The sequence below is a fragment of the Brenneria uluponensis genome, assembly GCF_032395385.1.
Classification (GTDB): domain Bacteria; phylum Pseudomonadota; class Gammaproteobacteria; order Enterobacterales; family Enterobacteriaceae; genus Prodigiosinella; species Prodigiosinella aquatilis.
The window spans coordinates 372388-398343 of sequence record NZ_CP135917.1 but is presented as its reverse complement, the minus strand read 5'-3'; the positions used below and the strand labels follow the sequence as shown (position 1 = coordinate 398343).

Below are 25956 nucleotides of genomic sequence, written 5' to 3'. Positions count from 1 at the left end.
GACGCATACTCAGATAAAACGGCTGAGAAATGCCTGAGTTCGTGGGTGTTGTGGGTACGTTAACACCTCTTCAGGCGTCCCCTGCTCCACGACCACACCGCCATCCATGAATACCACCCGGTCAGCCGCCTCGCGGGCAAACCCAATTTCATGGGTTACCACGATCATAGTCAACCCTTTCTCTGCCAACGTGCGCATCGTCGCCAGCACTTCTCCCACCAGTTCAGGGTCGAGTGCAGACGTTGGCTCATCAAACAGCATCAGCCTCGGTTTAATCGCCAGTGCCCGAGCGATTGCCACCCGTTGTTGCTGGCCACCGGATAGATGGCGTGGCCAGGCATCAGCCTTGTCATTCAATCCTACGGTTGCCAGCAGCTCAGTTGCAAAACGAATGGCTTCCTCTCGAGGATATTTGTGAACCCCGATAGGTGCTTCAATGATATTTTGTAACACCGTCATATGCGGATAGAGATTGAATTGCTGAAATACCATACCGATTTCCTGACGTTGACGCGCAATCTTACGCGGCGACAAGCGGCACAATTTGCCATTTTTCAGCGCAAAACCAATTTGCTGTTCACCCACCATGATAGAGCCGGCGTTCATGTCCTCCAGATGATTGATACAACGCAGGAAAGTGGATTTACCTGAACCTGAAGGTCCCAGGATCACTACAACCTCGCCGGGGAACACATCCAGATCAATACCTTTCAGAACCTCATTATCTCCGTATTTCTTCTGGACATTACGGGCTCGCACCAGAGGTTTTCTGTCATTCATACCTTTTCCTCCTTCGTTAAAGGATGGTTCAGCATGGTTGTCGGGCGTTCGCTGACAGCTCGGCGTTTACCAACGACAACAGTGCGACGCGTACCGCGCGCGTAGTAGCGCTCAATTGCGGACTGCCCCACACTCAGAATGGACGTAATAAGCAGGTACCAGATTACCGCCACCATCAGCATCGGAATGATTTCAAAGGTTCGATTATAGATTGACTGTACCGAGTACAGCAGGTCACCCATAGCGATAACACTCACCAGTGATGTTGCTTTAATCATGCTGATCAATTGGTTAGCTGTCGGTGGGATAATAGAACGCATGGCCTGTGGAATAATGATGCGACGCAACGCTCGTGCGTGGCTCATACCAAACGCTTGTGCGGTTTCGACCTGACCGCCCTCTACCGAAAGCAGACCAGCACGAATAATCTCGGCCATATAGGCGGCTTCATTCAGGGCCAGACCAGCAATCGCCGCTGTCAGTGGCGTAATCAGATCATTGGTATTCCAGCTGACAAATGTTGGACCCGTTAGCGGGATTGTCAGCGAAATGGTGGGAAACAAGGTGGACAGGTTATACCAAAAGATCAACTGGACCAGCAGCGGCGTCCCACGAAAAAACCAGATATATAATGCAGACAGGCCGTTTAACAGCCTATTGTCAGACAGACGAGCAATGGCCAATAGCAGCCCCAGAACGACACCGATAACCATTGAGACCAGCGTCAATCCCAGCGTCACCTCCAGCCCGTCCATCACCGAACTTTCGGTAAACCATTGCAAAACCACGTGCCATTCAAAATTGGGGTTGGTCGCGACTAACCAGAAAAAGTCAGCGGCAATCACCAGTACCACAATCCAGGAGACCAGACGCCCGTATGCTGGCGTGTTGTGAGCAAAAGCCACATCACGCTGCTGTACGTCGGCCCACTCACTGGTCCGAGAATCCGTGGTGTCTGGTTTCATTTTACCGTCCCTTTTGCCAGATTACGGCCCGGTTCGGCAATCATGTTTCCACCCAGTTTCCATTTTTTCATGATGGCAGCATAAGTACCGTTGTGGAACAACTCGCGGTAGCCGTCCAGGACGACATTACCCAATTTGGAACCTTTAGGTACCACCGTGCCCTGAAAAATATCGCCGAAACCATTTTTCTTACCGATCCCCGCCAGCTCCAATTGCCCATGAGACTGTTCCACGAAATACACCAACGGTGCCTGCGAAGAGAAAAAGGCGTCAGAACGCTTGGAACGCACAGCCAGAATCGAAGAAGGTTGATCGGTGAATGACTGAACCGTAACTGCAGGTTTACCGGCGTCAGTACAGGCCTGTGATTGTTTTCTGATCACTTGCTCAGCGGAACCGCCAGCCATGACGGCAATGCGTTTACCACAGGTATCCCCAAGTCCATTGATTTTTTGTGGGTTACCTTTCTGTACCGCAAACACCACAAATTCCTGTACGAAATCGATAAAATCATTCTCTTTCTGACGACCTGGATAGTCCCCTATCGGACCGATTGCCAGCTGATAACGCCCGGATTTGATGCCGGATAGCAGGCCGGATAAGCCACTCACCGTTGCGTGTTCTATTTTTACGCCCAATAGTTGCCCCAGCGCGGTTCCCAGATCCGCACTGGCGCCTTCCAACGCATTCGGGCCACGGACGATTTCATAAGGTGGAAACGAACCATTGTTCACCGAAAAGAGCTTGCCGGTTTTTTTCACCTCATCCGGCAGACGATCGTGTAGCGCTGGCTGCATCTTCTGAACAGGAATCATATCAGCGGCATGGGCGCAACATACCGCCATCATCCCCAGAACCAGTGCATAGATTTTCTTTCTCATTTATGTTTTCCCCAGTGTTGTTAATGCGTTTTTAACTCAGGCCGAACAAAACGACGATTTTCCAAAACCGGTAAGACATTGCGTGCATAAGCGATACGCTCAGGATCGAGATCAACCAGTACCAATGCCGGGCCCTCGGCCGCTTTGGCTATCGCAACACCCAGCGGATCCACCACCAGACTGTTACCGATGTTGCGCGGGCCACACTCGCCCACTGCCACCATATAGCAGGTGTTTTCCAATGCGCGGGCAGTCACCAGTACCTCCCAATGCATCTCTTTCAGCGGGCCTTTTACCCAGGCAGCCGGCAGTACCAACACATCAGCACCATCCAGTACCAACCGGCGAGCCAGTTCAGGGAAACGCACGTCATAGCAGGTCATCAGGCCGACCTTCATCCCAGCGACACTCACCAGTGGTGGCACAACATTACCGGGTGTCACGCGTTGTGATTCCTGCATAGCGAAAGCATCGTAGAGGTGTAGTTTTTCGTACTGCGCGATTATTTCCCCACGCCGAATGGCGATTAACACGTTTAGTACCCGCTGATGCCCTGTTGGGACATGGACGCTCATCATGGTCGTCATCTCATTGTCCCGGCTGGCTGCCAGCAGCTGACAGAGAAATGGTCCTTCAAGCGATTGCGCCGCTTTCAGCACCAGATCAGGATCAGCGATATCTCGTGCCAGAATGCCTTCCGGCATGACCAAAAGATCGGCCCCGGACTGATACGCTTTCGTCATCAACGCGATACCGGTATTAGCGTTATCCTGCCATTCTCGGCTGACCGCGAACTGCCCCATTGCTACTTTCATTCATTACTCCCCGCTGACTGAGGCCGGAAATAAATCCTCCGGCGTTAATAACAGGGTCGTGATCCCTTGTTGGTATAACTCACGGGCAAAATCAGCGATCATCTTCCTGTTGACGGCAAAACCGCTGTCATTCCAGTTATGAGGTAAATCTCGTGCGGTGTGCCGCAGATCGTCCAGCAACCAGGGTGTGGTGTCGGCGTATTTTTCACGTTTTTGATTCCACACCTTAGCGGAGTGATTGATCACCTGACTCAATGCTTCTGGCAGCCATGGATAAACCTGCGCCAATGCAGGTTTCAGCGCCAGAAGATGAATACCCGGCACGTAACCAACACGGTTAAAATAATCCAGCTCCGCCTGACGAAAGTCAGTTTGTACCTGGCGCAAACCGGAATCCGGCAGGAAGAAACCTTCCGGCATAAAAGGAGTGAATACCGCATCAAGCTCACCCGCTTTTAATAATGTGATCAACGGGCGCTCGCCGGGTGCCGCCTCAATGCGTCCTGGAGACCCAAAACGCCCCAGACGATCAACAATGGGATGATTTTCCGTCAGACGTCCCGCGAACCAATAGACATCACCGATATCGACCCCAACTTCACGCAATAGCGTTCTCGTCCAGGTATTGCCAGAGTCCTGCCAACCAGTAACACCGATCCTCTTGCCTTTCAGCTGTTGCAACATGGTGATGGGGCTATCAGTGGTCGTGATGATGCAGCGCTGGCGAAAACCTCGCATCAAGAAATGCGGTAATGCTAGCAGTGACATATCCCCTTGCGCCCTTCCTTGTGCATAGCGGCTGAATGACACTTCGCCTGCGTCGTAGTTTGCACTGGTGGCCAGATCATCCACCAACGTACCAACCCGATGGATCTCAACGCGGAAGCCTTCTGGCTGAATATCGCCAAGCGCCAGCGGCGTGAAATAATCCCAATCCCTGACCGCGAGTCTGATGGTAACCATAATATTTCTCTCGTTTTCCCCGACCAATGCGCAATAAGGTCATTAATTAACCAATCATTGCTTGAATTTGATACTAGAATGATAATAATATGTGTACAATAATTTATTTGTTACTGAACAAACTATTTTCTTATGACTTCAACGTTGGATGTGAACTGGCTGGCAGAGCATATTGCCGATGTTTCGATAAAAGGCATTATGCAGGCGATAGCCACCCTGATTCGTGAGGGGCAAATCCCGATTGGAACGCAATTGCCAGCGGTACGTAATCTGGCTGAAAAGCTAGGCGTCAGCCCGGCGACGGTATCAGCGGCCTGGGGGCAACTAAAAAGGCAGAAAGTGATTGCCGGCAAGGGGCGTAGCGGTGTTTGGGTATGCGGAGACAGAGTGACGCCCAGACCCGTTCGTTTTGAGAAAATCGGCAATTATGGTAGCGCAATCCAGGCCGATCTTTCCATGGCCGTGCCGGATCCGATGTTGCTTCCTGACCTGCGCGACGCCATGCTGCAAGGCATTCGGTCTTCCCAGCTAAACAGCTATCAGCGCGAACCTATCGCGCTACCTTTGTTACTGGCGCTCAAGCCACACTGGCCAGCCTCTGCAGAGGCTTTTCTGGCAACGGATGGTGGTTTTGACGCTATGAATCTGATTGTGCAAACGCTGGTGTCGCCCGGCGATAAAGTGGTAATAGAAGATCCCACCGCCACACGTCTTCTAGATATGCTGGACAATGTTGGTGCCGAGATCATGCCACTGTCCTGTGATGAAAACGGGCCACTTCCTGGGGCGCTGGCCATGTTGATGCAAAAATCACCGACCCTGTTTATCTATCAGCCCCGGACTCACTCCGCTACGGGCCATACCGTCAGCCAAAGCCGCAGTAAAGCACTGGCCCACGTACTGGCGGATTCCAAAATGTTGGTGGTGGAAGATGATGGCATCGGTGAGTTATCCGCTTGGCCGGTGTGGAGTCTGAGTCGTTACTATCCTGAAAGAACCTTATACGTTCAGTCCTTTTCAAAAGCATATGGTCCGGATTTGCGTCTTGCCGTACTCTCCGGCCCTGAAGTATTGGTCCGACGTATCCAATCATTTCGTAACTTCGGTGCCAGTTGGACCAGTCGAATATTACAGGAAGCCGTTGCCTGGATGCTGAATGACCACGCGACCCAAACGTGCCTGCAACAAGCACGCGTCCTTTATGCAAGCCGACGCCGAATGTTACTGGAAGCGCTGGCACGCCGAGGCCTGATACTGCCGGATCGTGACGGTCTGAGTATCTGTATTCCTGTAGTGTCTGAGCAATTTGCCATGATAACACTAGCAGCCCGCGGCATTGCAGCCCTTCCAGGCGAGCGTTGCCGCAGCGGCAGTGCGCAGTTTATCCGGGTCAGCACATCAATGATGAAAAAGGAGCAGGTAGAGAGCATCGCCGATGCGTTAATTCTCGCCTGTGGTATGGAGCCAGGTGAGCATCAAGCCTGTCTTTGACATAAAAAAACCGCTGGTTTCCCAGCGGTTTATATTTGGATACTGTTGTGGAATTACATTGTTACTTCGCGCTTTTCTTGGCCTCGTCACCGGCCGGTTTTCCCGCCTTGGCGCTATCTGCCGCTTTGGTTTGCGCGTCTGATTTGACATCCAGTAATTCAACATCAAACACCAGTGTAGAGTTGGGTGGGATCCCTGGAACACCGGTTTCACCGTAGGCTAATGCCGGCGGAATAACCAGCTCGATTTTGCCACCTTTCTTCACGTGCTTCAGACCTTCAGTCCAACCGGGGATAACACCATCCAGACGGAAAGAAAGCGGTTCGCCGCGCTTGTAAGAATTATCGAACTCAGTACCATCTACCAACGTACCTTTATAATTCACTACCACCGTATCACTGTCTTTCGGTACAGCACCGGTGCCTTCTTTATCTACTTTATAAAGCAGACCAGACTTGGTCTTCTTCACGCCTTTTTCTTTGGCGAAAGCATCACGGTATTTCGTCCCTTTATCAGCGTTTTCTTTAGCATCCTGCTTCATTTTCGCCTGAGAAGCTGCTTTTACCCGGCCTTCAAACGATTGCAATGTTTTTTCGATCTCTTCGTCAGACAGTTTGCTCTTATCAGCAAATGCATCCTGAACACCTTGAATCAGCTGTTCCTTATCCAGCTTTATACCCAATTTTTCTTGTTCTTTCAGGGAGTTGTCCATGTAACGCCCTAAGGATGCACCTAATGCATACGCCGCAGCCTGATCATCATTATTGAATTTTGCTGTTGCATTATTATCCGTCGCTTTCGCAGTATCCGCAGCCATGACACCTGCATTCAAAGCCAGTGCCATTGTGGTTGCTAACAGCGTTACTTTAAACAGTGATTTCATCCATCTCTCCAGAATCTGGAGCGACATGCCCCAGCGATCGTTAAAAAGTCGGTCACTACTATAACCGTGCGCACGAAGGCAACACAACGATGTGCGCAACAATACATTAAGAAAAATAACTTACCCGGTAATTGCGCCTTAATCAGACTGTTTTTACTACCAGAAGTTTCCGCTTTCTGACAAACTCTACGGACATCGCTTGGAGAGGAGAGAAAATGTCACCGCAATGGCTTGAACAACGACTTGAACAATTGGAAAGCCGGATCTCGTTTCAGGAAGTCACAATTGAGGAACTGAACCAGACGGTAGTGCAGCATGAGTTAGAGATGGTAAAACTGCGTGAGCAACTGCGCTTATTAACTGAACGGTTACGGACACAGCAGACATCGCTGCTTGCTCCCGTGTCTGAAGAAACACCACCACCACATTATTAACCGCACTTAATTCTATTGTGTCATTGGCAGTAAGGTGTCTCACGCTTTACGCCATTGTCGGGGGCTGATCCCGAACCAGCGCCGGAAAGCCCGGGAAAATGCACTGACTTCCGAATACCCCAGCAAAAATGCCATCTCAGAAATTGAGAGCTGACGTTGCTGCAAATAGTGGGTTGCCATCTCACAACGGACTTTTTCAACCAGCGTCGTATAATTAATACCTTCATCTTTTAAACGCCGCTGCAATGACCAACTAGACAGACCTATCTTGTCCGCCACCTCATCCAGAACAGGTTCTCCCTGTGGCAACATATGCCGAACCTGGGTACGAGCCAAATCCACCACGCTTTGCGGATGTATATCACTGTTTAAACGACGGATGGCATCCTGAACAACCAGCAACAGTAGCGGATCGCTATCCGGCATCGAACGAACCACATCCCGTTTGGGTATAAGCAGTGAATTGAACGGCTGGTCAAAATAGACCGGTGCATCAAAAACCTTACAGTGTTCATGCCATTGCTCCGGACGGGGATGCTCAAAATGAACTTCACGCGGTGCCCAGTTTCTACCCGCAGCATGACGAATCAGGTTCAGGATCATCCCCAGGGTCAGTTCCGCATCCTGCCGGCAGTGCAGGATGGCGCCATGGCGAACCTGATAGTCAAAACGCCAGCAATCTCCTTTATCAACCAACCGCACCAGCGTGTCATGTTGGTGAAAAGGGAAAGCATTCACTACATTGTGCAACGCTTGCTCAAGTGTTGCACTGCACAATCCGACATATCCCACTAGCCCTAAAGACTGAGGCTTGAACTGTCGACCATAATGCAGACCGAAATTGTCACAGTCAGAATAACGGGCCGCTTCTTCAAGCACCCGGCAATAATTGACCAACCCGACGCTCAGTGTCGGGCAAGACAGATGTTCGGGATTGATACCGCTGATTCCCAGGATACGATCAGCGTCCCCCCCTTTATCACAGATGAACTGGCCCAACCCGGATGCTGCCGCAGCTAATACCCCCCGGTGCCCTACCTGCGTTTCGGTGATCGGCGGAAGTCGAAAAAGTGGCATTTCCATTATCCTTACCCCGTAAGTAATCCGTTAAAGCAGAGGTAAGCCAGCAATTTTCATACCAGATAGAAAACGCACAATCAGACAGGTTTTTGTAGAAAAAAGCACCACCACGATACAAAGAGTGCGCGTCACTGGTGCAAAACGTCCACAGGTGTGACGATGAACTAATCACACCCGACCGGCAGTGATACTTTTTCCAGATAACGTCGGCACAACCGCACACTGTGGTCACTCCAGTTATCACCCAAACTTTTCGCCTGCTCAGTCTGTGCATGAGAGCCAGCCCAGGCCATCAGTTGTATACGCCGCTGGATCAATAACGCCGGAATGACTGCCATATCAGCGTCAGTGAGAGGGCAGATCCGTTGATAGCCACGCAACCAGCCTGCTACCCAGGCGTCAGCACGGGGATGATGCTCGACAAAACTGATTGCTGCGGCCAGGTCATGCAGATACCAGCCGAAACCACAGTCATCAAAATCAATGACCCGAGTTTCCCCTTTAAACATCAACAGGTTGGTTAATCGCAGATCGGCATGAATCAGCCCATAACGCTGGCTGTCTTTGCCATAAGCATCCAACGCTTCTCCTACCTGATGCAGCGTTTCCTCGATAACCGTATGATCTGTAGCCTGTAAACGGGGAGCATCCTGCCAACGTCCCCAATGACCATCTGAGCCGACCATCGTCTGGTGATCCCAGATGATGCGCCTGAATTGTGCGGGTTGTTGCCAGTTTCTGCTGTGTTGATGCAAACGAGCGGTAATCATCCCCAACTGCTCAAAAGCCCGAGCATCCACTTCCGTGGTCGGCATTTCGCCCTCAATCCAGTGAAACAGCACCACATGCCGCGGTGTCCCATCTGCCAGTATCACGGTTTGTACCACATCGCCATCCACTCCGCCCAGTGCCTGCGGCACGGCGATACCCTCAGCACTCAACGCCGACAGCCAGGCGAGTTCGCAAGCAATTTCATCACGCTGGTGATAATTCTCTCGATGAATGCGCATGGCATAGCGTTTTCCTCCAGCATCAAGCCGGTAGGTCGCATTTTCCGAACGGCACAATAACGTCAACTTCCCCTGTAGCGATGGGGCATAGCGTTTCATTGCCACCTCGGCTAAATGGCTCATCGCCACGTCATCAAGCGTATCATATTGTTTTGCCATATTTTTCTCTCGCAAAGATAGTGTCCTGAGTAGTATTCAGGATGTAATCACTCTCTTTTCGATGCTTGACGTAAAAACGGCATTAGTTGACTACACATGACAACAGCAGGCATTTCTCTGTGCCACTTGACTGTAAAGCGCAAAAATCACTGCCTTGGTGTCAAGTATCCCTTCATCTGACAGCGGCATTATCGACAACATGCGGACTCATCGGGCATGTTCCGTCGCAGAAAAAAATACAACGCTTTATCGAGTCACTCGTTGTGAAAACGCCGTCTGTTTTCATCCTGAATTTGTTAGATGGGAGAGAGTCATGACAACGCAGCTAAAACCCACCCTGGGAGCCCTCCATTTATGGGGGATCGCAGTCGGACTGGTCATTTCCGGCGAATATTTCGGCTGGAGCTATGGCTGGGGAGTGGCAGGCACGATGGGATTTTTGATCACCTCACTGCTTATTGCCGCTATGTATACCTGTTTTATTTTTAGTTTCACCGAACTGACCACCGCCATTCCCCATGCTGGTGGACCATTTGCCTACAGCCGTCGGGCATTTGGTGAAACTGGTGGACTGATTGCTGGTATGGCCACACTGATCGAATTTGTGTTTGCACCGCCAGCCATCGCTATGGCGATCGGCGCTTATCTCAATGTCCAATACCCCGAACTTGATCCGCGTTATGCGGCTACCGGGGCCTACCTTATCTTTATGACACTGAATATTCTGGGGGTGAAACTTGCCGCCATGTTCGAGTTGTTAGTGACATTGCTGGCCGTAGCGGAATTACTGGTATTTATGGGGGTCGTCGCACCAGGGTTTAGTGTCAGTCACTTCGTCGCCAACGGTTGGGCAGGTAGTGATCACTTCAGCATGTCGTCTGTTTCCGGAATCTTCGCTGCCATTCCTTTCGCCATCTGGTTCTTTCTGGCGATTGAAGGAGCGGCCATGGCCGCCGAAGAAGCCAAAGATCCCAAAAGAACCATTCCTAAAGCCTATATCACCGGCATTATAACGCTGGTCGTGCTGGCACTGGGCGTGATGTTCCTTGCCGGTGGCGTAGGTGACTGGAGAACGTTGTCCAATATCAACGATCCGCTGCCGCAGGCGATGAAAATTGTCGTGGGTGAGCACTCAGGCTGGATGCATATGCTAGTCTGGATCGGGCTGTTCGGACTGATCGCCAGCTTCCACGGTATCATTCTGGGTTATTCCCGTCAGTTCTTTGCACTGGCACGAGCCGGTTATCTGCCCACTGGGTTGGCAAAACTCTCTCGCTTCCAGACGCCGCACCGAGCGATCATCACTGGCGGGATCATCGGTATTGCCGCCATCTTCAGCGATGGCTGGATTAACCTGCAAGGCATGAGCCTGACGGCGGCGATGATCACTATGGCAGTATTCGGTGCCATCGTGATGTACATCATGAGTATGCTAAGTCTGTTCCGGCTGCGCCGCAGCGCACCAGAGCTGGAACGCACCTTCCGTGCGCCTGGCTACCCCATCGTGCCAGCTATTGCACTGGTGCTGGCGCTGGTCTGCCTGATCGCCATGCTGTGGTTCAATCCGCTGATTGGCGGGATCTTCATTGTCTTCATGTTGGCGGGTTACAGCTATTTCCTGGTGACCAAAACCCAGCGAAACAACGCACCGCAAGATGTACTGCTGATGGGAGAAGAATAACCGGTTACCGAGCGTCAAATAGAAAAGGCCGCATATGCGGCCTTTTCTATCAATGGGTTATCAGATTAGTTCCCCGTTCTCGCCGGGATAGCAAATCCAGTAGCCTTTTTTATCGCAGGATTAGTGGCAACCGCAACCGCCATGACCGCCACAATCACCTTTACCATGTTCATGACCATGACCATGACCGCCACAATCGCCTTTACCATGTTCATGGTCGTGACCACCGCAGCAACCTTCATGATCATGATCGTGACCGCCACAGCAGCCTTCGTGCTCGTGATCATGCTCACCGTGCACATGGCCGTGCGCCAGTTCTTCTTCCGTAGCTTCGCGGATGGCAACCACTTCCACGTTAAAGTTCAGGTTCTGACCTGCCAGCATATGATTGCCGTCAACCACAACGTGCTCATCTTGAACTTCAGTAATTTCTACCGGTACCGGACCCTGATCGGTTTCTGCCAGAAAACGCATGCCGACTTCAAGTTCATCCACACCCATAAATACATCTTTAGGAACGCGCTGTATCAGATTTTCGTCATAGTTACCGTAGGCATCGTTAGCCCCTACGTTAACGTCAAATCGCTCACCCACATCACGGCCTTCCAACGCTTTTTCCAGACCGGAAATCAGCGAACCGTGGCCATGCAGGTAGTCCAGCGGTGCACTCACCGGAGACTCATCAACTAATACACCGTCTTCTGTACGTACCTGATAGGCCAGGCTGACCACCACGTCTTTTGCTACTTTCATGATATCTCCTACCGTTGGAAATCAATTTTGCGCAAATTGTAGCTGAAAAAAATCTCCATGTACTGCCTGAGATAAAAAATCACAGCAACCAGCGTGGAATCTACCGCTCAAGGGCTACTTCTCACGTTATTCTGCACCAAAACAGGGCCGACTACCGATATACGACGCTTTCGATCAAGCTCGCGTATTTTCACTATTTGCTCACCTGACCGGGCAGTATTAACGTGCCGAGAACCTATTTTATTCAGGGTGGAAAATGCCAATGATCTGTTTCTCGTCGGGGCGCGTTATCGCCTTTAACGGCTCCTCAGACTGACGCTGATGATAACCACATTTTACACAGCTTACGACATCGGTCTCATCTTCCCGACCAACGGCCAGCGTATCCTGCGAATGACATTGTGGGCAAACCGCCCCAGCAATAAAACGTTTACGCATAGTTGCCATGATTATTTCCAACCTTGATTAAAACTCGTTCCAGTCATCGGGGCGTCGACGCTCACGTTGCATTTCACGGTAGAAGATATCCTCCAGTTCACGACGTGCTTCCTTAATACGAGATGCCTGAGCTACATCCCCCTGGCGCTGTGGCATCAATTCCCGCAACATTCGCATATCCAGCCGCCGGAAATGCTGCTGCGCCCGAAGAGCCTGATGTGGATGCATACCCAACGTAATAAGCGTTTTCCTACCCAGTTCCAGCGCGCTGGAAAATGTTTCACGGGAGAAGTGTGTCACGCCCGCCTGCATTAATTCATGTGCTTCCACTCGGCCACGGGCACGGGCCAGTATTTCCAGGTCAGGAAAATGCTGCTGACATAGGTTCACAATTGCCATCGTATCTTCCGGCCCGTTACAGGTAATCACGATGGATTGCGCCCTCCCTGCACCGGCGGCACGCAGCAGCTCCAGATCGGCAGCATCGCCATAGTACACTTTATAGCCAAACGATCTCATCAGACTCACTGCACTGATATCACGCTCCAGCACAGTAATTCGCATTTTGTTGGCCATCAGCAAACGGCCGATCACCTGCCCGAAACGCCCGAATCCCACGACAATCACTTGCGGCTCGTCATCGTCCACATAGGGTTTTTCATCCGGCTCGTCACGCACATTAAAACGACGCACCAGAATACGGTCTATCAACTGCATCAATAAAGGCGTCAGCATCATCGACAGTGTTACCGTCACCAATAGCAGCGGTAACTGATTGCCTTTAAACATCTGGTGAGCCGCCGCGGCAGAAAACAGCACAAAAGCGAACTCGCCGCCTTGGCTGAGAACACCGGCAAACTGCAACCGTTCCGAGGATCGCAGCCCATAAATCCGGGCCAGAAGATAGAGCACCAGCGTTTTTACTGCCACCAGAACCACCACACCGATTAATACGTCGATGATATGGTCGTAGAGCACCCCCAAATTGAGTGACATCCCCACTGAAATAAAAAACAGACCGAGCAACAACCCTTTAAATGGTTCAATAGCGCTTTCCAGCTCATGTCGGTATTCGCTTTCAGCCAGTAGCACGCCGGCGATAAATGTCCCCAACGCCATCGATAGCCCGAGCGCCTCCATAAACAGCGCAGAGCCTAGCACCAGCAACAGTGCTGCCGCGGTAAACACTTCTCTGACACCGGAAGCCGCAATAAAGCGGAATAACGGCCTGATCAAATAGCGGCCACCGATCAACATGCCCGCAAACGCCACGACTTTCATCCCGACCTGATGCCAATTCCCGATCTCGCCCTGCACTCCCGCCAGGAGCGGAATCAATGCCAACACCGGGATCACCGCCAGATCCTGAAACAACAACACAGAAAATCCGAGTTGCCCGGCTTCATTGCGATTCATGGCTTTTTCTCGCATCAGTTGCAACGCGATTGCCGTGGATGACATCGCCAGACCAATACCGCCAATCAGCGCGGACTTCCAGGGAAATGCGCTTAAATACAGTGCGCCGCCGAGAATGGCCGCGCTGAACAACACTTGTGCGGCACCGATACCAAAAATAGAACGACGCAGCTTCCAGAGTTTGGCCGGATTTAGTTCCAGTCCAATGATAAACATCAGAAATACCACGCCAAGCTCGGAAAAATGCAGAATGGCATCCACACCACGGATAAAACCCAATCCCCACGGGCCGATGGCGATACCGGCGATAAGATAACCCAGCACCGCGCCAATCCCCATCCGGGCGGCGATAGGCACCATCAATACCGCAACAAACAGAAACAATACGCTAGCACTTAATACGGAGGAACTTTCCATGCTACTGCTCTCCGGTAGTCAGCGGTGAACTCAGCCATTTTTCATACAACCGGGCATGACTGAGCAATACGTGGCGCGGCAAACGCCGCGCCCAGTAAATAACCATCGGTTCCATCCAACGCATATGACACATTGCCGCTGTCATTTCGAACGGCCGTAATACGTCAGACATATAAAAACGATTGATCCCACCGGGTTGGTATGCCTCCAGCGGTTCACCGGTGGTCACCACCGAGCGCCAATATTTTCCGGCCAGCGCATTACCGCCAATACCATTGGCAAAACCGCGGCACAACACGCGATCCTGCCACTCTTTCAATAACGCCGGACAACTATAAGTGTAGAGTGGATGCTGAAACACAATGATCTGATGTTCGCGTAACAGCTGTTGTTCATAGTGAATATCAATGAAAAAGTCAGGATAGTGTGCGTAAAGATCATGCACGGTGACATGCCCCAGATACTGGGCCGACTCCAATAGTAGCTTATTCGCTACTGAGTCCTGTGATTCCGGATGGGCAAACAGCAGCAAAATCTTCGGTGGCTGCGACATCATTCCCCTCCAAAACGTCGTCATAGTGGGTATTTTCCGCTACCATGCAGCGCAGCGGTGACAAGCAGGACACAACAGTCCTGAACCAGATCCATAATTTAACATATTCTAACTATTTGGCGCGTTATGATTGTTTTCTCCTCCTTACAAATTAGACGTGGTACGCGGGTACTGCTGGATAATGCAACCGCTACCGTGAATCCGGGCCAGAAAGTGGGTCTGGTGGGCAAAAATGGTTGTGGTAAATCAACATTACTCGCGCTGCTGAAAAGCGAAATCAGCGCCGATGGTGGTAATGCGACCTTTCCGCAAAACTGGGCACTGGCCTGGGTGAATCAGGAAACACCAGCATTGGAGCGTCCCTCCATTGAGTACGTGATGGACGGTGATCGGGAATTCCGCCAGTTGGAAGCGGCGCTGAATGAAGCCAATGAAAAGAACGACGGCAACGCCATCGCTACTTTGCACGGCAAGCTGGATGCCATCCAAGCCTGGTCGATTCAGTCCCGTACCGCCAGTCTGTTAAACGGTCTGGGATTTACCCAGGATCAGTTGCAACAACCGGTAAGTGCGTTTTCCGGGGGCTGGCGGATGCGGTTGAATCTGGCGCAGGCGCTGATTTGTCGCTCCGATCTGCTGCTGCTGGATGAACCCACCAACCACCTGGATCTGGATGCGGTTATCTGGCTGGAAAAGTGGTTAAAAAATTATCCCGGCACGTTGATGCTGATCTCACATGATCGGGACTTTCTCGATCCCGTTGTTAACAAAATCCTGCATATTGAGCAGGAAACTCTGTATGAATACACCGGCAACTACTCCTCTTTCGAGCGGCAGCGGGCGACAAGACTGGCACAACAGCAGTCGATGTATGAACATCAGCAGGAACAGGTCTCTCATCTGCAACACTATATTGATCGTTTTCGCGCTCAGGCCACCAAAGCCAAACAGGCACAAAGCCGTATCAAAATGCTGGAGCGTATGGAGTTGATTGCCCCGGCTCATGTGGATAATCCTTTCCGCTTCAGTTTCCGCCCACCGGAAGCTTTGCCCAACCCATTGCTGCGCATGGAAAAAGTCAGTGCGGGTTACGGTGACAAACTGATTCTTGAATCGATCAAACTGAATCTGGTGCCCGGTTCGCGTATTGGCCTGCTAGGCCACAACGGTGCCGGTAAATCAACGCTGATTAAGTTGCTGGCAGGCGAACTGCAACCGCTTCACGGAGATATCGGACTGGCAAAAGGTGTGAAGCTGGGTTACTTCGCTCAGCATCAATTGGAATTTCTGCGGGCAGATGAATCCCCGCTACAGCATCTCACTCGTCTGGCCGGGCGTGAAACGGAACAGCAATTACGCGATTATCTTGGTGGATTTGACTTCCGTGGCGATAAAGTGACGGAAGTGACGGAACGTTTTTCCGGTGGAGAAAAAGCGCGTCTGGTGCTGGCGTTAATCGTCTGGCAACGGCCTAATCTGCTGCTGCTCGACGAACCGACCAACCACCTGGACCTGGATATGCGTCAAGCATTAACCGAAGCCTTGATCGATTTTGAAGGTGCCCTGGTGGTGGTTTCTCATGATCGCCATCTGATCCGATCCACTACTGACGATCTCTATCTGGTACATGACCGCAAAGTTGAACCATTTGATGGCGATCTGGAGGATTATCAACAGTGGTTGCTGGGTATGCAAAAGCAGGACACTTCGGCTGACGACGGTCTGAAAGAGAACGCCACCAATAATGCTCAGGCGCGTAAAGAGCAAAAACGGCGGGAGGCCGAACTGCGTACACAGACCCAGCCATTGCGCAAACAGATCACTCAGCTTGAACAGCAGATGGAAAAATTGAACAGCGCGCTCGCGGTAGTGGAGTCCCGTCTTGCCGACAGCGAGCTTTATGACAACAGCCGTAAAGCTGAACTTACCGAGTGTCTGCAAAAGCAAACGGCGGTGAAAAACGAGCTTGAAACAACCGAGATGGCCTGGCTGGACGCGCAGGAACAATTAGAGCAATTAACCCAATCTTTTAATAGTCCCCCATCTTTTGATAGTTAACGTTAATCCGCTGGGATTTCGGGATATCTGCTTGGCAGATATCCCGGTTTAATGCCAAATCATCAGCACACAGGCGGCGGTCAGCAACCCCATACCAAGATTGAATATCTTCCAGGCGAGCGGACTGCGCAACATCTGGCCGATTACCGAGCCAAACACCAACCAGATGGCCCCCGCCACCGCATTAACCGTGACCAACGCAATACTGATGCCGACCACAGAGCCGATATACCCTTCCCCTGCCAGACTGAATCCGGCCACCGCCCCCAGTGACATCAGCCAGGCCTTGGGGTTCAGAAATTGCAGCAGTCCCCCCTGATACATCGGCATAGGATGAGGTGGTGCGGTATCCGTATCCAGTTGTTCATAGGCTGCGGTGGCAATCTTCCATGACAACCACAGCAGATAGGCGCTGCCGAGGACTTTCAACGCCAGATGCAACGGAGGATAAATCAACAGCAAGCTCCCCAGACCCAGCGCGGCCAATAACAATACGCTCTGCATGCCGATCATGATCCCGAGCATCAGTGGTAGCGAACGTATAAAACCAAAATTGGCGGCAGACGCCGTCAGTAGCATATTATTAGGGCCTGGGGTAATGGCTGCGACCCACAGAAAACCAAGCATGGAAAGGAAAAGGCTAAAATGCGCCATGAAATCGGGATGCCTTATACCAGACGAATTGACAAGATAATCAACCTAGCAGCGTGATATGGCCCAGACAAGTCTTTTACTATGAATATTGAACCATTGACCAGCCAGACTTTTCATCCCATGTCAGGGATGCACAATCCGCATCTGCAAACGCTGCTGCCACAACTGTTCCGTCGTCACCTCCGGTTAAAACCCGTCTGGCAGACGCTGGATATGCCGGATGGCGATTTTGTCGATCTGGCCTGGAGCGAAGATCCACTATCAGCAAAACATAAACCCCGGGTGGTACTGTTTCATGGTCTGGAAGGCAGTTTCCACAGTCCTTATGCTCATGGATTACTGGCCGCCTGTCAACGGCGCGGCTGGTTGGCGATGGTGATGCACTTTCGCGGTTGCAGCGGCAAGCCCAACCGCATGAAGCGCATTTATCATTCAGGTGAAACCGAAGACGCCAGCTATTTACTGCGCTGGATGCGAGAAACTCTGGGCGAGGCGCCAACGGCCGCCGTCGGCGTATCGCTAGGGGGAAACATGCTGGCTTACCTGCTGGGTCAACAGGGGGCGCAATGCAGTCTGGCCGCGGCAGTTATTGTCTCGGCACCGCTGATGCTGGCGCCTTGCAGCCAGCGTATCGATCAGGGATTTTCACGAATTTATCAACACTACCTGGTACACCTGCTAAAACAGAATGCCAGCCGTAAAATCGCCGCTTATCCTGATACATTGCCCATTCTTCTGCCACAATTGAAAAAAATACGACGGCTACGCGAGTTCGACGATCTGATCACCGCCCGTATTCATGGCTTTCTGAATGCGGCAGACTATTATCAACGGTGCAGTGCAATGCCGCTGTTACCACAGATTTGTAAACCGTTACTGATCATTCAGGCCAAAGATGATCCGTTCATGACACAGGACGTGATCCCCGACCTGGCATTATTACCGCCGAATATTGAGTATCAGCTAACAGATCATGGCGGCCATGTCGGCTTTGTTGGTGGCTCGTTACTTAACCCCGAAATGTGGCTGGAACAGCGCATTCCGGACTGGCTCACTCCGTTTTTGGACCAATAATGTGATTATTCCCTGGCAACAACTGGACCCGGAAACACTGGAAAATCTGATCGAATCTTTTGTGCTGCGTGAAGGTACTGATTATGGAGAGCATGAGCGTACACTGGAGCAAAAAGTGGCCGATGTACGTCGGCAACTGGAACATGGCGAAGCGGTACTGGTGTGGTCCGAACTGCATGAAACCATCAATGTCATGCCCCGCAGTCAGCTTACCGCGAGTGATCTTCACGAATATTGAATCAATAGCAAAAAACGTGAAAAGGGATGTACCCCCCGGATAAACATGGTAACAATGGGGTTATCTAACCGCAGTGACGGTTTTCAGTAACCGTACCGATGCATACCCCCATAACGGAGTTTCAGCATCATGTCGCACCAACACCCGATTATCGCCGTAACCGGCTCCAGTGGAGCCGGAACCACCACCACCAGTCTGGCTTTTCGCAAGATTTTCCAGCAGTTGAAAATCCGCGCCGCTCAGGTTGAAGGGGACAGCTTCCACCGTTACACCCGTCCGGAAATGGACATGGAAATCCGTAAAACGCGAGATTTGGGACGGCATATCAGCTACTTTGGCCCGGAGGCCAACGATTTCTGTCTGCTTGAGAAATCGTTCGCTGAATATGGGCAGCACGGCACCGGAAAAACCCGTAAATATCTACATACTTACGATGAAGCCATTCCTTACAATCAGGTGCCGGGAACATTTACCCCCTGGGAACCGATGCCGGAACCTACCGATGTGCTGTTCTATGAGGGGCTGCATGGTGGCATAGTCACGCAACAGCATAATGTGGCCCGTCATGTCGATTTACTGGTGGGTGTAGTGCCGATTGTCAATCTGGAATGGATTCAGAAACTGGTTCGCGATGTGAATGAACGTGGTCATTCCCGCGAGGCGGTGATGGACTCTGTGGTGCGTTCAATGGAAGACTACATCACCTACATTACGCCACAATTTTCCCGCACCCATATCAACTTCCAGCGAGTACCGACGGTGGATACGTCCAACCCTTTTGCGGCAAAAGCCATCCCGTCGCTGGATGAAAGCTTTGTGGTCATTCACTTTCAGTGTATGGACGACATTGATTACCCTTATCTGCTGGCCATGCTGCAAGGGTCGTTTATTTCCCACATCAATACACTGGTGGTACCCGGCGGCAAGATGGGACTGGCGATGGAACTGATCATGGGGCCATTGGTACAACGATTGCTGGAAGGCAAAACCATCAAATAATACCGGGCGGCACACATGCCGCCGCGGTTACTCACACCATCGATAACGCTTCCGGGGTGGTTTCTGTCAGCAGTAACCCGGCACGCATGCCCGTCGCCACCTGAGGATTGGGAAATAAAATCCACTCTTGCTCATGCTGAACCCGGTAGGTTTCACCGGGTTGCTCTGCCAACAACATCCCTTGGGTCAAGCAGGTAAAATTGGGCGTATCGTCAGACAAGTGCAGCCGGAATATCTCGTTGTGTTTGATAATGGTATGCACCACACAGAACAGATGCATGGCGGTCTGGCGGCGCACCGGTCGCGTATCTCCCGAGATAAACGCCTGCAACATACGGTTAATGTCGGCAAAATGCCGCAGATCATTGGTGCCGAACGGACGGGCTTTTCCCAGCTCAAGCGTACAACTGGCCGCCTGACAGCACTCGCTACTGAAGTGACTGAACGTCCCGCCCGGTGCACGGTGGAACACCAGCGCGTCTAAATCCGCCGCATCCAGCCAGGCAAGCAGCGTCGCATCATAAGGGTGTGACTGAAACGGCAATAAACCAAAGCGCGGCAGAACCGAGTCCCGGATAGCCGTATGCAAATCATAATGATAGCGAACCACGCCGGAATCAGGCGCATCAGCGGCAAAGAACGCCGTGACCAGTTGCTCCAGTTGCCGGGCACGTGCGGTTTCGCCGCTGGCGGCAAACTGGCGATAACGACCGCCAAACATACGGTTGATATCGGTGTGCAGATAACGCTTCCCGGCCTGCAACGCCGGAATATTGCCGAAAATCACCAGCAGACGGACGGCCAGCGGACGTTGCCCGCTCAACAGTTCAGTAACCAATTGATTGAGCATCTCAACCGGTGCCGTTTCATTGCCATGTAATCCTGCCGACAATACCACCGCCTGTCGATAGACGGCTTTCGGCCACAGCGCCAGGATGCCTTCCGCCAGCCATTGCCAGCATAGTGTCGAGGTTTCCCCCTGTTTGATGACTGGCGACTCTCCCTGCAAAGTCAACGACAGAAAATTCACGTGCATCACTCCTAACGCTGAAAAGGATAAATAGATCCCAGCCCCAGGATCACCGTCAAAGCGTCCAGCGCTTCACGTCCTTCGCTCAGCAGCAGAGGATCCGCCAGATCATTCTGCGTCAACTGGTCACGGTAGTAACGCTCCACCCAGTCATTTAAGCGGTTAAACAGGTTATCGTTCATGATGACCTGCGAATTGACAGCTTGCAGTTCCTGTTCATTCAATACCACCCGCAAGCGAAGACAGGCCGGTCCGCCACCATTACGCATGCTCTCGCGTAAATCGAAAACCTTGATTTCATCAATCGGGCCACCACGGCTTACCAGTTCAGACAAATAACGCCATACCCCAACATGCTGGCGGGACTCTTCCGGTACCACCAGCGTCATCTTGCCATCTTGCCGGGTCAGGATCTGGCTGTTAAACAGGTAAGTTGCCACCGCATCTTCAACTGAAACACTGGCTTCCGGTACTTCAATGGCGATCAGCTCTTCGTCAAGCGTGGCCATTTTGCGGCGAATGTCGTCCAGCGCCTGGGGCTGATTCAAAAACGCCTGCTGATGGTGAAACAATACCTGTTGGTTACTGACCGCAATCACATCGTTATGAAAGACGCCTTTATCAATCACCGCCGGATTCTGTTGTATAAATACCGTGTGGTTTTCATCAAGCTGATGTAGACGGGCTATCGCCTCACTGGCTTCCCGTGTCTGCCGCGCCGGGTAACGCTGCGGCCCGGCCACATTGCCATAGACATGCTGACCATAGACAAACACCTGCACACTACGTCGCCCATATGCACCGCCCAGACGGTTATGGTTGGCGGCGCCTTCATCACCAAACAGTGCAACCTGCGGCAGGGCATCATGATGTACAAAATGGCGCTCATTACTGAAAATGGCCCGCAACACCGCTGATGTCGTTTCGGCTTCGATCGCCCGATGAAACTTATTGTTCAGATTGGCTGCCGTGAAATGAACCCGGCCATCAGCACTGTCTGACGACGGTGACACCGTCGCCGCATTGGCGGTCCACATTGATGAGGCCGAGCTTAACGCCGACAATAAACGAGGAACCTGGCGCATCGCCTGCGCCAGTATCGTCGCATCACTGCCGCTGAATCCCAGCCGACGCAACATCGGTATATGAGGCCGCTCCTGCGGGGGCAGCACCGCTTGCCGGAAGCCGAGATCCGCCAGCGCTTTCATTTTCAGCAACCCTTGTTTGGCCGCCAATCGGGGATTGGATACGCTGTTCTGATGTAACGCCGAGGCTTCATTCCCAAACGACAAACCGGCATAGTGATGAGTCAACCCCACCAGACCGTCAAAATTCACTTCATAAGACATTATGTTTCCCCACACCAGGCACGGTATTCATCACAGATCAAATGACACCCCAGGAGACAACTCGGCCGGTAACGTCAGGGTATCGACTTCCAGCGATGCCATTGGCCAGGCACAGTAATCGGCCGCATAGAATGCGCTGGCTCGATGGTTGCCGGAAGCACCGATACCGCCAAACGGCGCCGCGCTGGATGCGCCGGTCAGCGGTTTATTCCAGTTGACAATACCCGCACGGGCCTCCAATAGCAGACGATCAAACAGCTCGCGCCGGGATGATATCAATCCCACCGCCAGACCATAGCGGGTCTGATTGGCGATATGCAGCGCTTCATCAAAATCGTCATAACGGATGACACTCAGCAAGGGTCCGAAATACTCTTCATCCGGCGCCGCCTGTACATTGGTGATTTCAAGAATGCCGGGGCTGAGCAATGCACTGCCCGGTTCAAGCTGTGTCATCATCAGCAACGGTGTCGCCCCCAATGCCAGCAAACGCTGCTGTGCATCCAGCAGGTTTGTCGCCGCCGCCGCGGAAATCACACCACCCATAAAGGGTTGGGGTTCCGCATCCCAGCGTCCCACACGTAACCCCTGCGCCACTGTCGCCAAACGCCGTAACAACACATCGCCAGCATCGCCGCGCTTCACCAACAGACGACGGGCACAGGTACAGCGCTGTCCGGCGGAAATAAACGCCGACTGAATAACCAGATTGACGGCTGCATCAATCTCTGTCACATCATCGACAATCAGCGCATTATTTCCCCCCATTTCCAGCGCCAGAATTTTCTCCGGCTGTCCGGCCAATTGACGGTGCAGGTGATACCCCGTATTGGCACTGCCGGTAAACAGCAGACCATCAATACCGGGATGTGCGCTCAGCGCTTCCCCCGTTGAACGACCGCCAGTCACCAGGTTCAAAACACCGTCCGGTAATCCAGCCTGTTGCCACAGTCTGACTGTCTCTTCCGCCGTGGCGGGCGTTAATTCACTCGGTTTGAACACCACACAGTTACCCGCCAACAGTGCCGGAACGATATGGCCGTTCGGCAAATGTCCTGGGAAATTATAAGGTCCGAAAACCGCCAGCACACCGTGGGGCCGATGACGTAAAGAAGAGGTTCCTACCGGCATCGGCGTATAGTGCTCACCGGTTCGTTGCTGATAAGCCTGAATAGAGATCTCGATTTTGCCGATCATCGCCTGCACTTCAGTCAGCGTTTCCCAGCGAGGCTTACTGGTTTCACGGCTGATGATGGAAGCCAATACCGGTTTATGCTGTTCCAGCAATTGGGCAAAACCACGAATCACGGCGATACGTTCATTCAGTGTTGTACGGGCCCAGGCGGGAAACGCGGCGCGGGCTGCGTCACAGGCCTCTTCGACATCATCATGGTCAGCGGCGGCCGCTTTCCACAACAATTGATTATCGACAGGATCCGTTTTGGTAAATTCCGGGCCGCGGCCATGCCGCCAGATACCCTTGATAAACAGCGCGGGATGAGACACTAGAACTTCTCCTGAGGTATGAGAGGAAGTAGCCGTATCCGATCACCTGATACGACACCCAAAGCACGGGCAGCATCTAAAGAAAGCGGTAGCTGGTCACTCATAGGATCTGCATGGACCAGGAGAGCACGGTAGTGGTGATAATTATCATTAGCCACCAGACACTGCGGTAGATGAGGCACCGCACAAGGATGATCCATTATCACAATCGGCAGTAATCTGCTGTGTCGTACTGCACGCAAATCGTCAATCTCGGCATCCAACGTAGGGCCACCGTCAAAAATATCCACATATCCGTTATAGCGCAGCCCTTCTGACTCCAGTACCGTGCGCGCTGGCATGGTGTGTGGGTGAACGCTGCCGATGGCTTCACGAGCACCGGGTGCCAGCAAATCGACATACAGTGGATGCTTAGGCATCAGTTCGGCAATAAAGGCTTTTTGTCCGGTTCCGCTCAGGTAATCGGCTTTGGCAAAATCAATAGAGAAAAAATGATTACCAACACTGTCCCAAAAGGGTGAGTTGCCGTTTTCATCCGAGTAGCCTCGCATTTCGGCGAAGAGTTTCCGTGAGAAATGCTCGCGAAACGCGGCAATAAACAAAAAGCGCACTTTAGACAGTAACTTACCATTCGATCCATGACGATAATCAGGATCGAGAAACAGGGTACACAGCTCACTGCTCCCGGTATAGTCATGCACCAGCGTGAGAGTCTGCATTGACTTATACACCCCGAGCGCTTTGGATGCGTGCACCAGCGTTCCCAGTCGGAAACTGTACCAGGGTTCAGATAAACCAACGGCCACCTCCAGCGCACTGACGCCAACGACCCGTCCCGTAACGGTATCTTCCAGCACAAACCAGTATCCCTGCTCGCCTGGGGGAACCTCCCCCTGACGAGTACAGATTGTCCGCGCTATTCGTGTTGCCAGCGTCAGTTCATTTTTCGGCAACGATGTCAGACCGACGCCGGATTTACCCGCCAATACCAGTAAATCAGGAAGATCGCTCTGCTCAACCGGACGGATTATCATCATAATTACCCACCTCTCAGGCTCAGTTTCAGCCGTAAATCTTCGCGATAGCCCGTGTAAAGCGCGCTAATCCTTCACGCACATCCGCTTCTGGAATAATCAGTGACGGGGTGAAGCGTACCACATCCGGACCGGCAATCAGGGCAATCACCCCCTCCTCATTGGCCAGTTGAGTGATCGCTTTGGCTTTTCCAGCGAATGCCGGTAACAACTCACAACCGATCAGCAATCCACGGCCCCGTATGTCGGCGAACACCGGATATTGTGTATTAATACTCGCCAGCTCATCCATAAACCATTGATGACGCTGCTTCACCCCCGCCAATAGCACCGGCGATCGTATCAGTTCGAATACCGTCCCCGCGACGGCGGTAGCCAGCGGATTACCACCATAGGTAGTACCATGCGTACCGACGGAAAATGCGGCGGCCAGCCGGTTAGTCGTGATCATGGCGCCAATCGGGAAACCACAGCCCAACGCTTTCGCCGTGGTCAACACATCGGGAATAACGCCGTATTGCATATAGGCATACAGATCCCCGGTTCTGCCGACGCCGGTCTGCACTTCATCAAAAATCAACAGCGCCTGATGACGATCGCACAATTCACGCAACCCTTGCAGGAACACCGTGTCGGCGGGCACCACGCCCCCTTCTCCTTGAATCGGCTCGACAATCACGGCACAGGTCTTATCGTTGATAACACTTGCCGCCGCAGCCAGATCATTGAAATCAGTATGGACAATACCGGCGGGCAATGGCGCAAAATCCTGCGAGTATTTCGGCTGTCCGCCAGCAGAGACGGTGAACAACGTGCGACCGTGGAAAGCATTGTTAAACGCCACGATCTGATTCTTTTCATGACCGACGGTATCCAGAGCATATTTACGCGCCAGTTTCAGCGCCGCTTCATTGGCTTCCGCACCTGAATTACAGAAAAAGACCTTTTCGGCAAATGTGGCGTCAATTAACTGCTTCGCCAGACGCAATACCGGTTCATTGGTATAACCGTTGCCAACATGCCACAACATGCCAGCCTGTTCAGTCAGTGCAGCAACCACTGCCGGATGGGCGTGGCCCAACGCATTCACCGCAATACCACCAGCGAAATCGATATACTCTTTGCCCTGTTGATCCCACAGGTGTGAGCCTTCTCCGCGTACCGGAATGAAATCGGCAGGCGCATACAACGGGATCATTCTTTCATCAAAATCGTGACGGCTAACGGGAAGAGCGTGTTCCATAGTAACCTCATTATACGAACGACAGGTGGCCAGTAGCGGCGCTGCCGCAGTT

25 protein-coding genes are annotated in these 25956 nt (G+C 52.2%); 7 read left to right on the top strand and 18 right to left on the bottom strand.

The annotated features are described in order from the left end of the window. Positions 1 to 9: 9 nt before the first annotated feature. Genes RS889_RS01885 through RS889_RS01865 form a run of 5 tightly spaced genes read right to left on the bottom strand, consistent with a single transcriptional unit; the run spans position 10 to position 4404 of the window. Complete coding sequence (locus RS889_RS01885; RefSeq protein WP_021013363.1) at positions 10 to 780, bottom strand: amino acid ABC transporter ATP-binding protein; 771 nt, start codon at positions 778 to 780, stop codon at positions 10 to 12. Next, positions 777 to 1745 (bottom strand): amino acid ABC transporter permease, encoded by a 969-nt coding sequence (locus RS889_RS01880; protein ID WP_021013364.1) that lies wholly within the window; start codon positions 1743 to 1745, stop codon positions 777 to 779. Before RS889_RS01880 ends, RS889_RS01885 begins: the two co-directional genes overlap by 4 nt. Beyond that, complete coding sequence (locus RS889_RS01875; protein WP_315709142.1) at positions 1742 to 2626, bottom strand: ABC transporter substrate-binding protein; 885 nt, start codon at positions 2624 to 2626, stop codon at positions 1742 to 1744. Before RS889_RS01875 ends, RS889_RS01880 begins: the two co-directional genes overlap by 4 nt. 20 nt (positions 2627 to 2646) lie before the next feature. After that, positions 2647 to 3441, bottom strand: coding sequence for a deaminated glutathione amidase (locus tag RS889_RS01870; protein ID WP_315709141.1), 795 nt, complete (start codon positions 3439 to 3441; stop codon positions 2647 to 2649). A 3-nt stretch (positions 3442 to 3444) separates the two neighbouring features. Continuing rightward, complete coding sequence (locus tag RS889_RS01865) at positions 3445 to 4404, bottom strand: substrate-binding domain-containing protein (protein WP_315709140.1); 960 nt, start codon at positions 4402 to 4404, stop codon at positions 3445 to 3447. 132 nt (positions 4405 to 4536) lie between these two features. Between RS889_RS01865 and RS889_RS01860 the strand changes: the two genes are divergently transcribed. Then, positions 4537 to 5895, top strand: a complete 1359-nt coding sequence (locus RS889_RS01860; RefSeq protein ID WP_021013368.1) for an aminotransferase-like domain-containing protein — start codon at positions 4537 to 4539, stop codon at positions 5893 to 5895. Between the two features lie 61 nt (positions 5896 to 5956). Here the strand turns inward: RS889_RS01860 and fkpA are convergent, their stop codons facing one another. Further along, complete coding sequence (gene fkpA / locus RS889_RS01855) at positions 5957 to 6778, bottom strand: FKBP-type peptidyl-prolyl cis-trans isomerase (RefSeq protein ID WP_315709139.1); 822 nt, start codon at positions 6776 to 6778, stop codon at positions 5957 to 5959. Between the two features lie 215 nt (positions 6779 to 6993). Here fkpA and RS889_RS01850 point away from each other — a divergent pair, with 215 nt between their 5' ends. Beyond that, entirely contained in the window at positions 6994 to 7212 is a 219-nt protein-coding gene (locus tag RS889_RS01850) for a SlyX family protein (RefSeq protein ID WP_021013370.1), read from the top strand. Between the two features lie 39 nt (positions 7213 to 7251). Here RS889_RS01850 and qhpR read toward each other — a convergent pair whose 3' ends face one another. Both qhpR and RS889_RS01840 read right to left on the bottom strand, forming a co-directional pair. Continuing rightward, positions 7252 to 8295: an AraC-like transcriptional regulator QhpR gene (gene qhpR, locus RS889_RS01845; RefSeq protein WP_037380292.1), complete on the bottom strand. Its 1044-nt coding sequence runs from the start codon at positions 8293 to 8295 to the stop codon at positions 7252 to 7254. Positions 8296 to 8456: 161 nt separating this feature from the next. After that, on the bottom strand, positions 8457 to 9461 hold the full coding sequence (locus RS889_RS01840) for a phosphotransferase enzyme family protein (RefSeq protein ID WP_315709138.1): 1005 nt from the start codon (positions 9459 to 9461) through the stop codon (positions 8457 to 8459). Positions 9462 to 9774: 313 nt separating this feature from the next. Between RS889_RS01840 and eat the strand changes: the two genes are divergently transcribed. After that, complete coding sequence (eat, locus tag RS889_RS01835) at positions 9775 to 11142, top strand: ethanolamine permease (protein ID WP_021013373.1); 1368 nt, start codon at positions 9775 to 9777, stop codon at positions 11140 to 11142. A gap of 120 nt (positions 11143 to 11262) precedes the next feature. On the opposite strand, the gene slyD is transcribed toward eat, so the two are convergent. From slyD to kefG, 4 genes are all read right to left on the bottom strand, one after another. Further along, positions 11263 to 11895, bottom strand: a complete 633-nt coding sequence (gene slyD, locus RS889_RS01830) for a peptidylprolyl isomerase (protein ID WP_315709137.1) — start codon at positions 11893 to 11895, stop codon at positions 11263 to 11265. Positions 11896 to 12135: 240 nt separating this feature from the next. After that, complete coding sequence (locus RS889_RS01825) at positions 12136 to 12342, bottom strand: YheV family putative zinc ribbon protein (protein WP_021013375.1); 207 nt, start codon at positions 12340 to 12342, stop codon at positions 12136 to 12138. An 18-nt stretch (positions 12343 to 12360) separates the two neighbouring features. Beyond that, a complete protein-coding gene (kefB, locus tag RS889_RS01820) occupies positions 12361 to 14166 on the bottom strand; it encodes a glutathione-regulated potassium-efflux system protein KefB (protein WP_315709136.1) in 1806 nt (601 codons plus the stop codon). 1 nt (position 14167) lies between these two features. Next, positions 14168 to 14722, bottom strand: coding sequence for a glutathione-regulated potassium-efflux system ancillary protein KefG (kefG, locus tag RS889_RS01815; RefSeq protein WP_315710875.1), 555 nt, complete (start codon positions 14720 to 14722; stop codon positions 14168 to 14170). A 123-nt stretch (positions 14723 to 14845) separates the two neighbouring features. On the opposite strand from kefG, the gene RS889_RS01810 reads away from it, so the two are divergent. Further along, complete coding sequence (locus RS889_RS01810) at positions 14846 to 16777, top strand: ABC transporter ATP-binding protein (protein WP_315709135.1); 1932 nt, start codon at positions 14846 to 14848, stop codon at positions 16775 to 16777. 48 nt (positions 16778 to 16825) lie between these two features. Here RS889_RS01810 and RS889_RS01805 read toward each other — a convergent pair whose 3' ends face one another. After that, positions 16826 to 17431, bottom strand: coding sequence for a LysE family translocator (locus RS889_RS01805; RefSeq protein ID WP_021013379.1), 606 nt, complete (start codon positions 17429 to 17431; stop codon positions 16826 to 16828). 81 nt (positions 17432 to 17512) lie between these two features. Here RS889_RS01805 and RS889_RS01800 point away from each other — a divergent pair, with 81 nt between their 5' ends. The 3 genes from RS889_RS01800 (at position 17513) to RS889_RS01790 (ending at position 19742) form a co-directional block, all read left to right on the top strand. Continuing rightward, complete coding sequence (locus RS889_RS01800) at positions 17513 to 18505, top strand: hydrolase (RefSeq protein WP_315709134.1); 993 nt, start codon at positions 17513 to 17515, stop codon at positions 18503 to 18505. A gap of 1 nt (position 18506) precedes the next feature. Beyond that, positions 18507 to 18743 (top strand): YheU family protein, encoded by a 237-nt coding sequence (locus RS889_RS01795; protein ID WP_021013381.1) that lies wholly within the window; start codon positions 18507 to 18509, stop codon positions 18741 to 18743. Between the two features lie 129 nt (positions 18744 to 18872). Next, complete coding sequence (locus RS889_RS01790) at positions 18873 to 19742, top strand: phosphoribulokinase (RefSeq protein WP_315709133.1); 870 nt, start codon at positions 18873 to 18875, stop codon at positions 19740 to 19742. Between the two features lie 31 nt (positions 19743 to 19773). Here RS889_RS01790 and astE read toward each other — a convergent pair whose 3' ends face one another. The 5 genes from astE to RS889_RS01765 are packed head-to-tail and all read right to left on the bottom strand — an operon-like array spanning position 19774 to position 25904. Further along, positions 19774 to 20778 (bottom strand): succinylglutamate desuccinylase, encoded by a 1005-nt coding sequence (astE, locus tag RS889_RS01785; protein WP_315709132.1) that lies wholly within the window; start codon positions 20776 to 20778, stop codon positions 19774 to 19776. A 5-nt stretch (positions 20779 to 20783) separates the two neighbouring features. Continuing rightward, positions 20784 to 22124, bottom strand: coding sequence for an N-succinylarginine dihydrolase (gene astB / locus RS889_RS01780; RefSeq protein WP_315710874.1), 1341 nt, complete (start codon positions 22122 to 22124; stop codon positions 20784 to 20786). 27 nt (positions 22125 to 22151) lie between these two features. Next, on the bottom strand, positions 22152 to 23627 hold the full coding sequence (astD, locus tag RS889_RS01775; protein WP_315709131.1) for a succinylglutamate-semialdehyde dehydrogenase: 1476 nt from the start codon (positions 23625 to 23627) through the stop codon (positions 22152 to 22154). Next, positions 23627 to 24664, bottom strand: a complete 1038-nt coding sequence (gene astA / locus RS889_RS01770; protein ID WP_315709130.1) for an arginine N-succinyltransferase — start codon at positions 24662 to 24664, stop codon at positions 23627 to 23629. Before astA ends, astD begins: the two co-directional genes overlap by 1 nt. Positions 24665 to 24689: 25 nt before the next feature. Beyond that, on the bottom strand, positions 24690 to 25904 hold the full coding sequence (locus tag RS889_RS01765; RefSeq protein WP_315709129.1) for an aspartate aminotransferase family protein: 1215 nt from the start codon (positions 25902 to 25904) through the stop codon (positions 24690 to 24692). Between the last annotated feature and the right edge of the window lie 52 nt (positions 25905 to 25956).

Excerpts from the sequence above, each read along its gene's own strand:
- RS889_RS01885 (WP_021013363.1), bottom strand. The coding sequence starts at position 780 with ATGAATGACAGAAAACCTCTGGTGCGAGCCCGTAATGTCCAGAAGAAA.
- RS889_RS01880 (WP_021013364.1), bottom strand. The coding sequence starts at position 1,745 with ATGAAACCAGACACCACGGATTCTCGGACCAGTGAGTGGGCCGACGTA.
- RS889_RS01875 (WP_315709142.1), bottom strand. The coding sequence starts at position 2,626 with ATGAGAAAGAAAATCTATGCACTGGTTCTGGGGATGATGGCGGTATGT.
- RS889_RS01870 (WP_315709141.1), bottom strand. The coding sequence starts at position 3,441 with ATGAAAGTAGCAATGGGGCAGTTCGCGGTCAGCCGAGAATGGCAGGAT.
- RS889_RS01865 (WP_315709140.1), bottom strand. The coding sequence starts at position 4,404 with ATGGTTACCATCAGACTCGCGGTCAGGGATTGGGATTATTTCACGCCG.
- RS889_RS01860 (WP_021013368.1), top strand. The coding sequence starts at position 4,537 with ATGACTTCAACGTTGGATGTGAACTGGCTGGCAGAGCATATTGCCGAT.
- fkpA (WP_315709139.1), bottom strand. The coding sequence starts at position 6,778 with ATGAAATCACTGTTTAAAGTAACGCTGTTAGCAACCACAATGGCACTG.
- RS889_RS01850 (WP_021013370.1), top strand. The coding sequence starts at position 6,994 with ATGTCACCGCAATGGCTTGAACAACGACTTGAACAATTGGAAAGCCGG.
- qhpR (WP_037380292.1), bottom strand. The coding sequence starts at position 8,295 with ATGGAAATGCCACTTTTTCGACTTCCGCCGATCACCGAAACGCAGGTA.
- RS889_RS01840 (WP_315709138.1), bottom strand. The coding sequence starts at position 9,461 with ATGGCAAAACAATATGATACGCTTGATGACGTGGCGATGAGCCATTTA.
- eat (WP_021013373.1), top strand. The coding sequence starts at position 9,775 with ATGACAACGCAGCTAAAACCCACCCTGGGAGCCCTCCATTTATGGGGG.
- slyD (WP_315709137.1), bottom strand. The coding sequence starts at position 11,895 with ATGAAAGTAGCAAAAGACGTGGTGGTCAGCCTGGCCTATCAGGTACGT.
- RS889_RS01825 (WP_021013375.1), bottom strand. The coding sequence starts at position 12,342 with ATGGCAACTATGCGTAAACGTTTTATTGCTGGGGCGGTTTGCCCACAA.
- kefB (WP_315709136.1), bottom strand. The coding sequence starts at position 14,166 with ATGGAAAGTTCCTCCGTATTAAGTGCTAGCGTATTGTTTCTGTTTGTT.
- kefG (WP_315710875.1), bottom strand. The coding sequence starts at position 14,722 with ATGATGTCGCAGCCACCGAAGATTTTGCTGCTGTTTGCCCATCCGGAA.
- RS889_RS01810 (WP_315709135.1), top strand. The coding sequence starts at position 14,846 with ATGATTGTTTTCTCCTCCTTACAAATTAGACGTGGTACGCGGGTACTG.
- RS889_RS01805 (WP_021013379.1), bottom strand. The coding sequence starts at position 17,431 with ATGGCGCATTTTAGCCTTTTCCTTTCCATGCTTGGTTTTCTGTGGGTC.
- RS889_RS01800 (WP_315709134.1), top strand. The coding sequence starts at position 17,513 with ATGAATATTGAACCATTGACCAGCCAGACTTTTCATCCCATGTCAGGG.
- RS889_RS01790 (WP_315709133.1), top strand. The coding sequence starts at position 18,873 with ATGTCGCACCAACACCCGATTATCGCCGTAACCGGCTCCAGTGGAGCC.
- astE (WP_315709132.1), bottom strand. The coding sequence starts at position 20,778 with ATGCACGTGAATTTTCTGTCGTTGACTTTGCAGGGAGAGTCGCCAGTC.
- astA (WP_315709130.1), bottom strand. The coding sequence starts at position 24,664 with ATGATGATAATCCGTCCGGTTGAGCAGAGCGATCTTCCTGATTTACTG.
- RS889_RS01765 (WP_315709129.1), bottom strand. The coding sequence starts at position 25,904 with ATGGAACACGCTCTTCCCGTTAGCCGTCACGATTTTGATGAAAGAATG.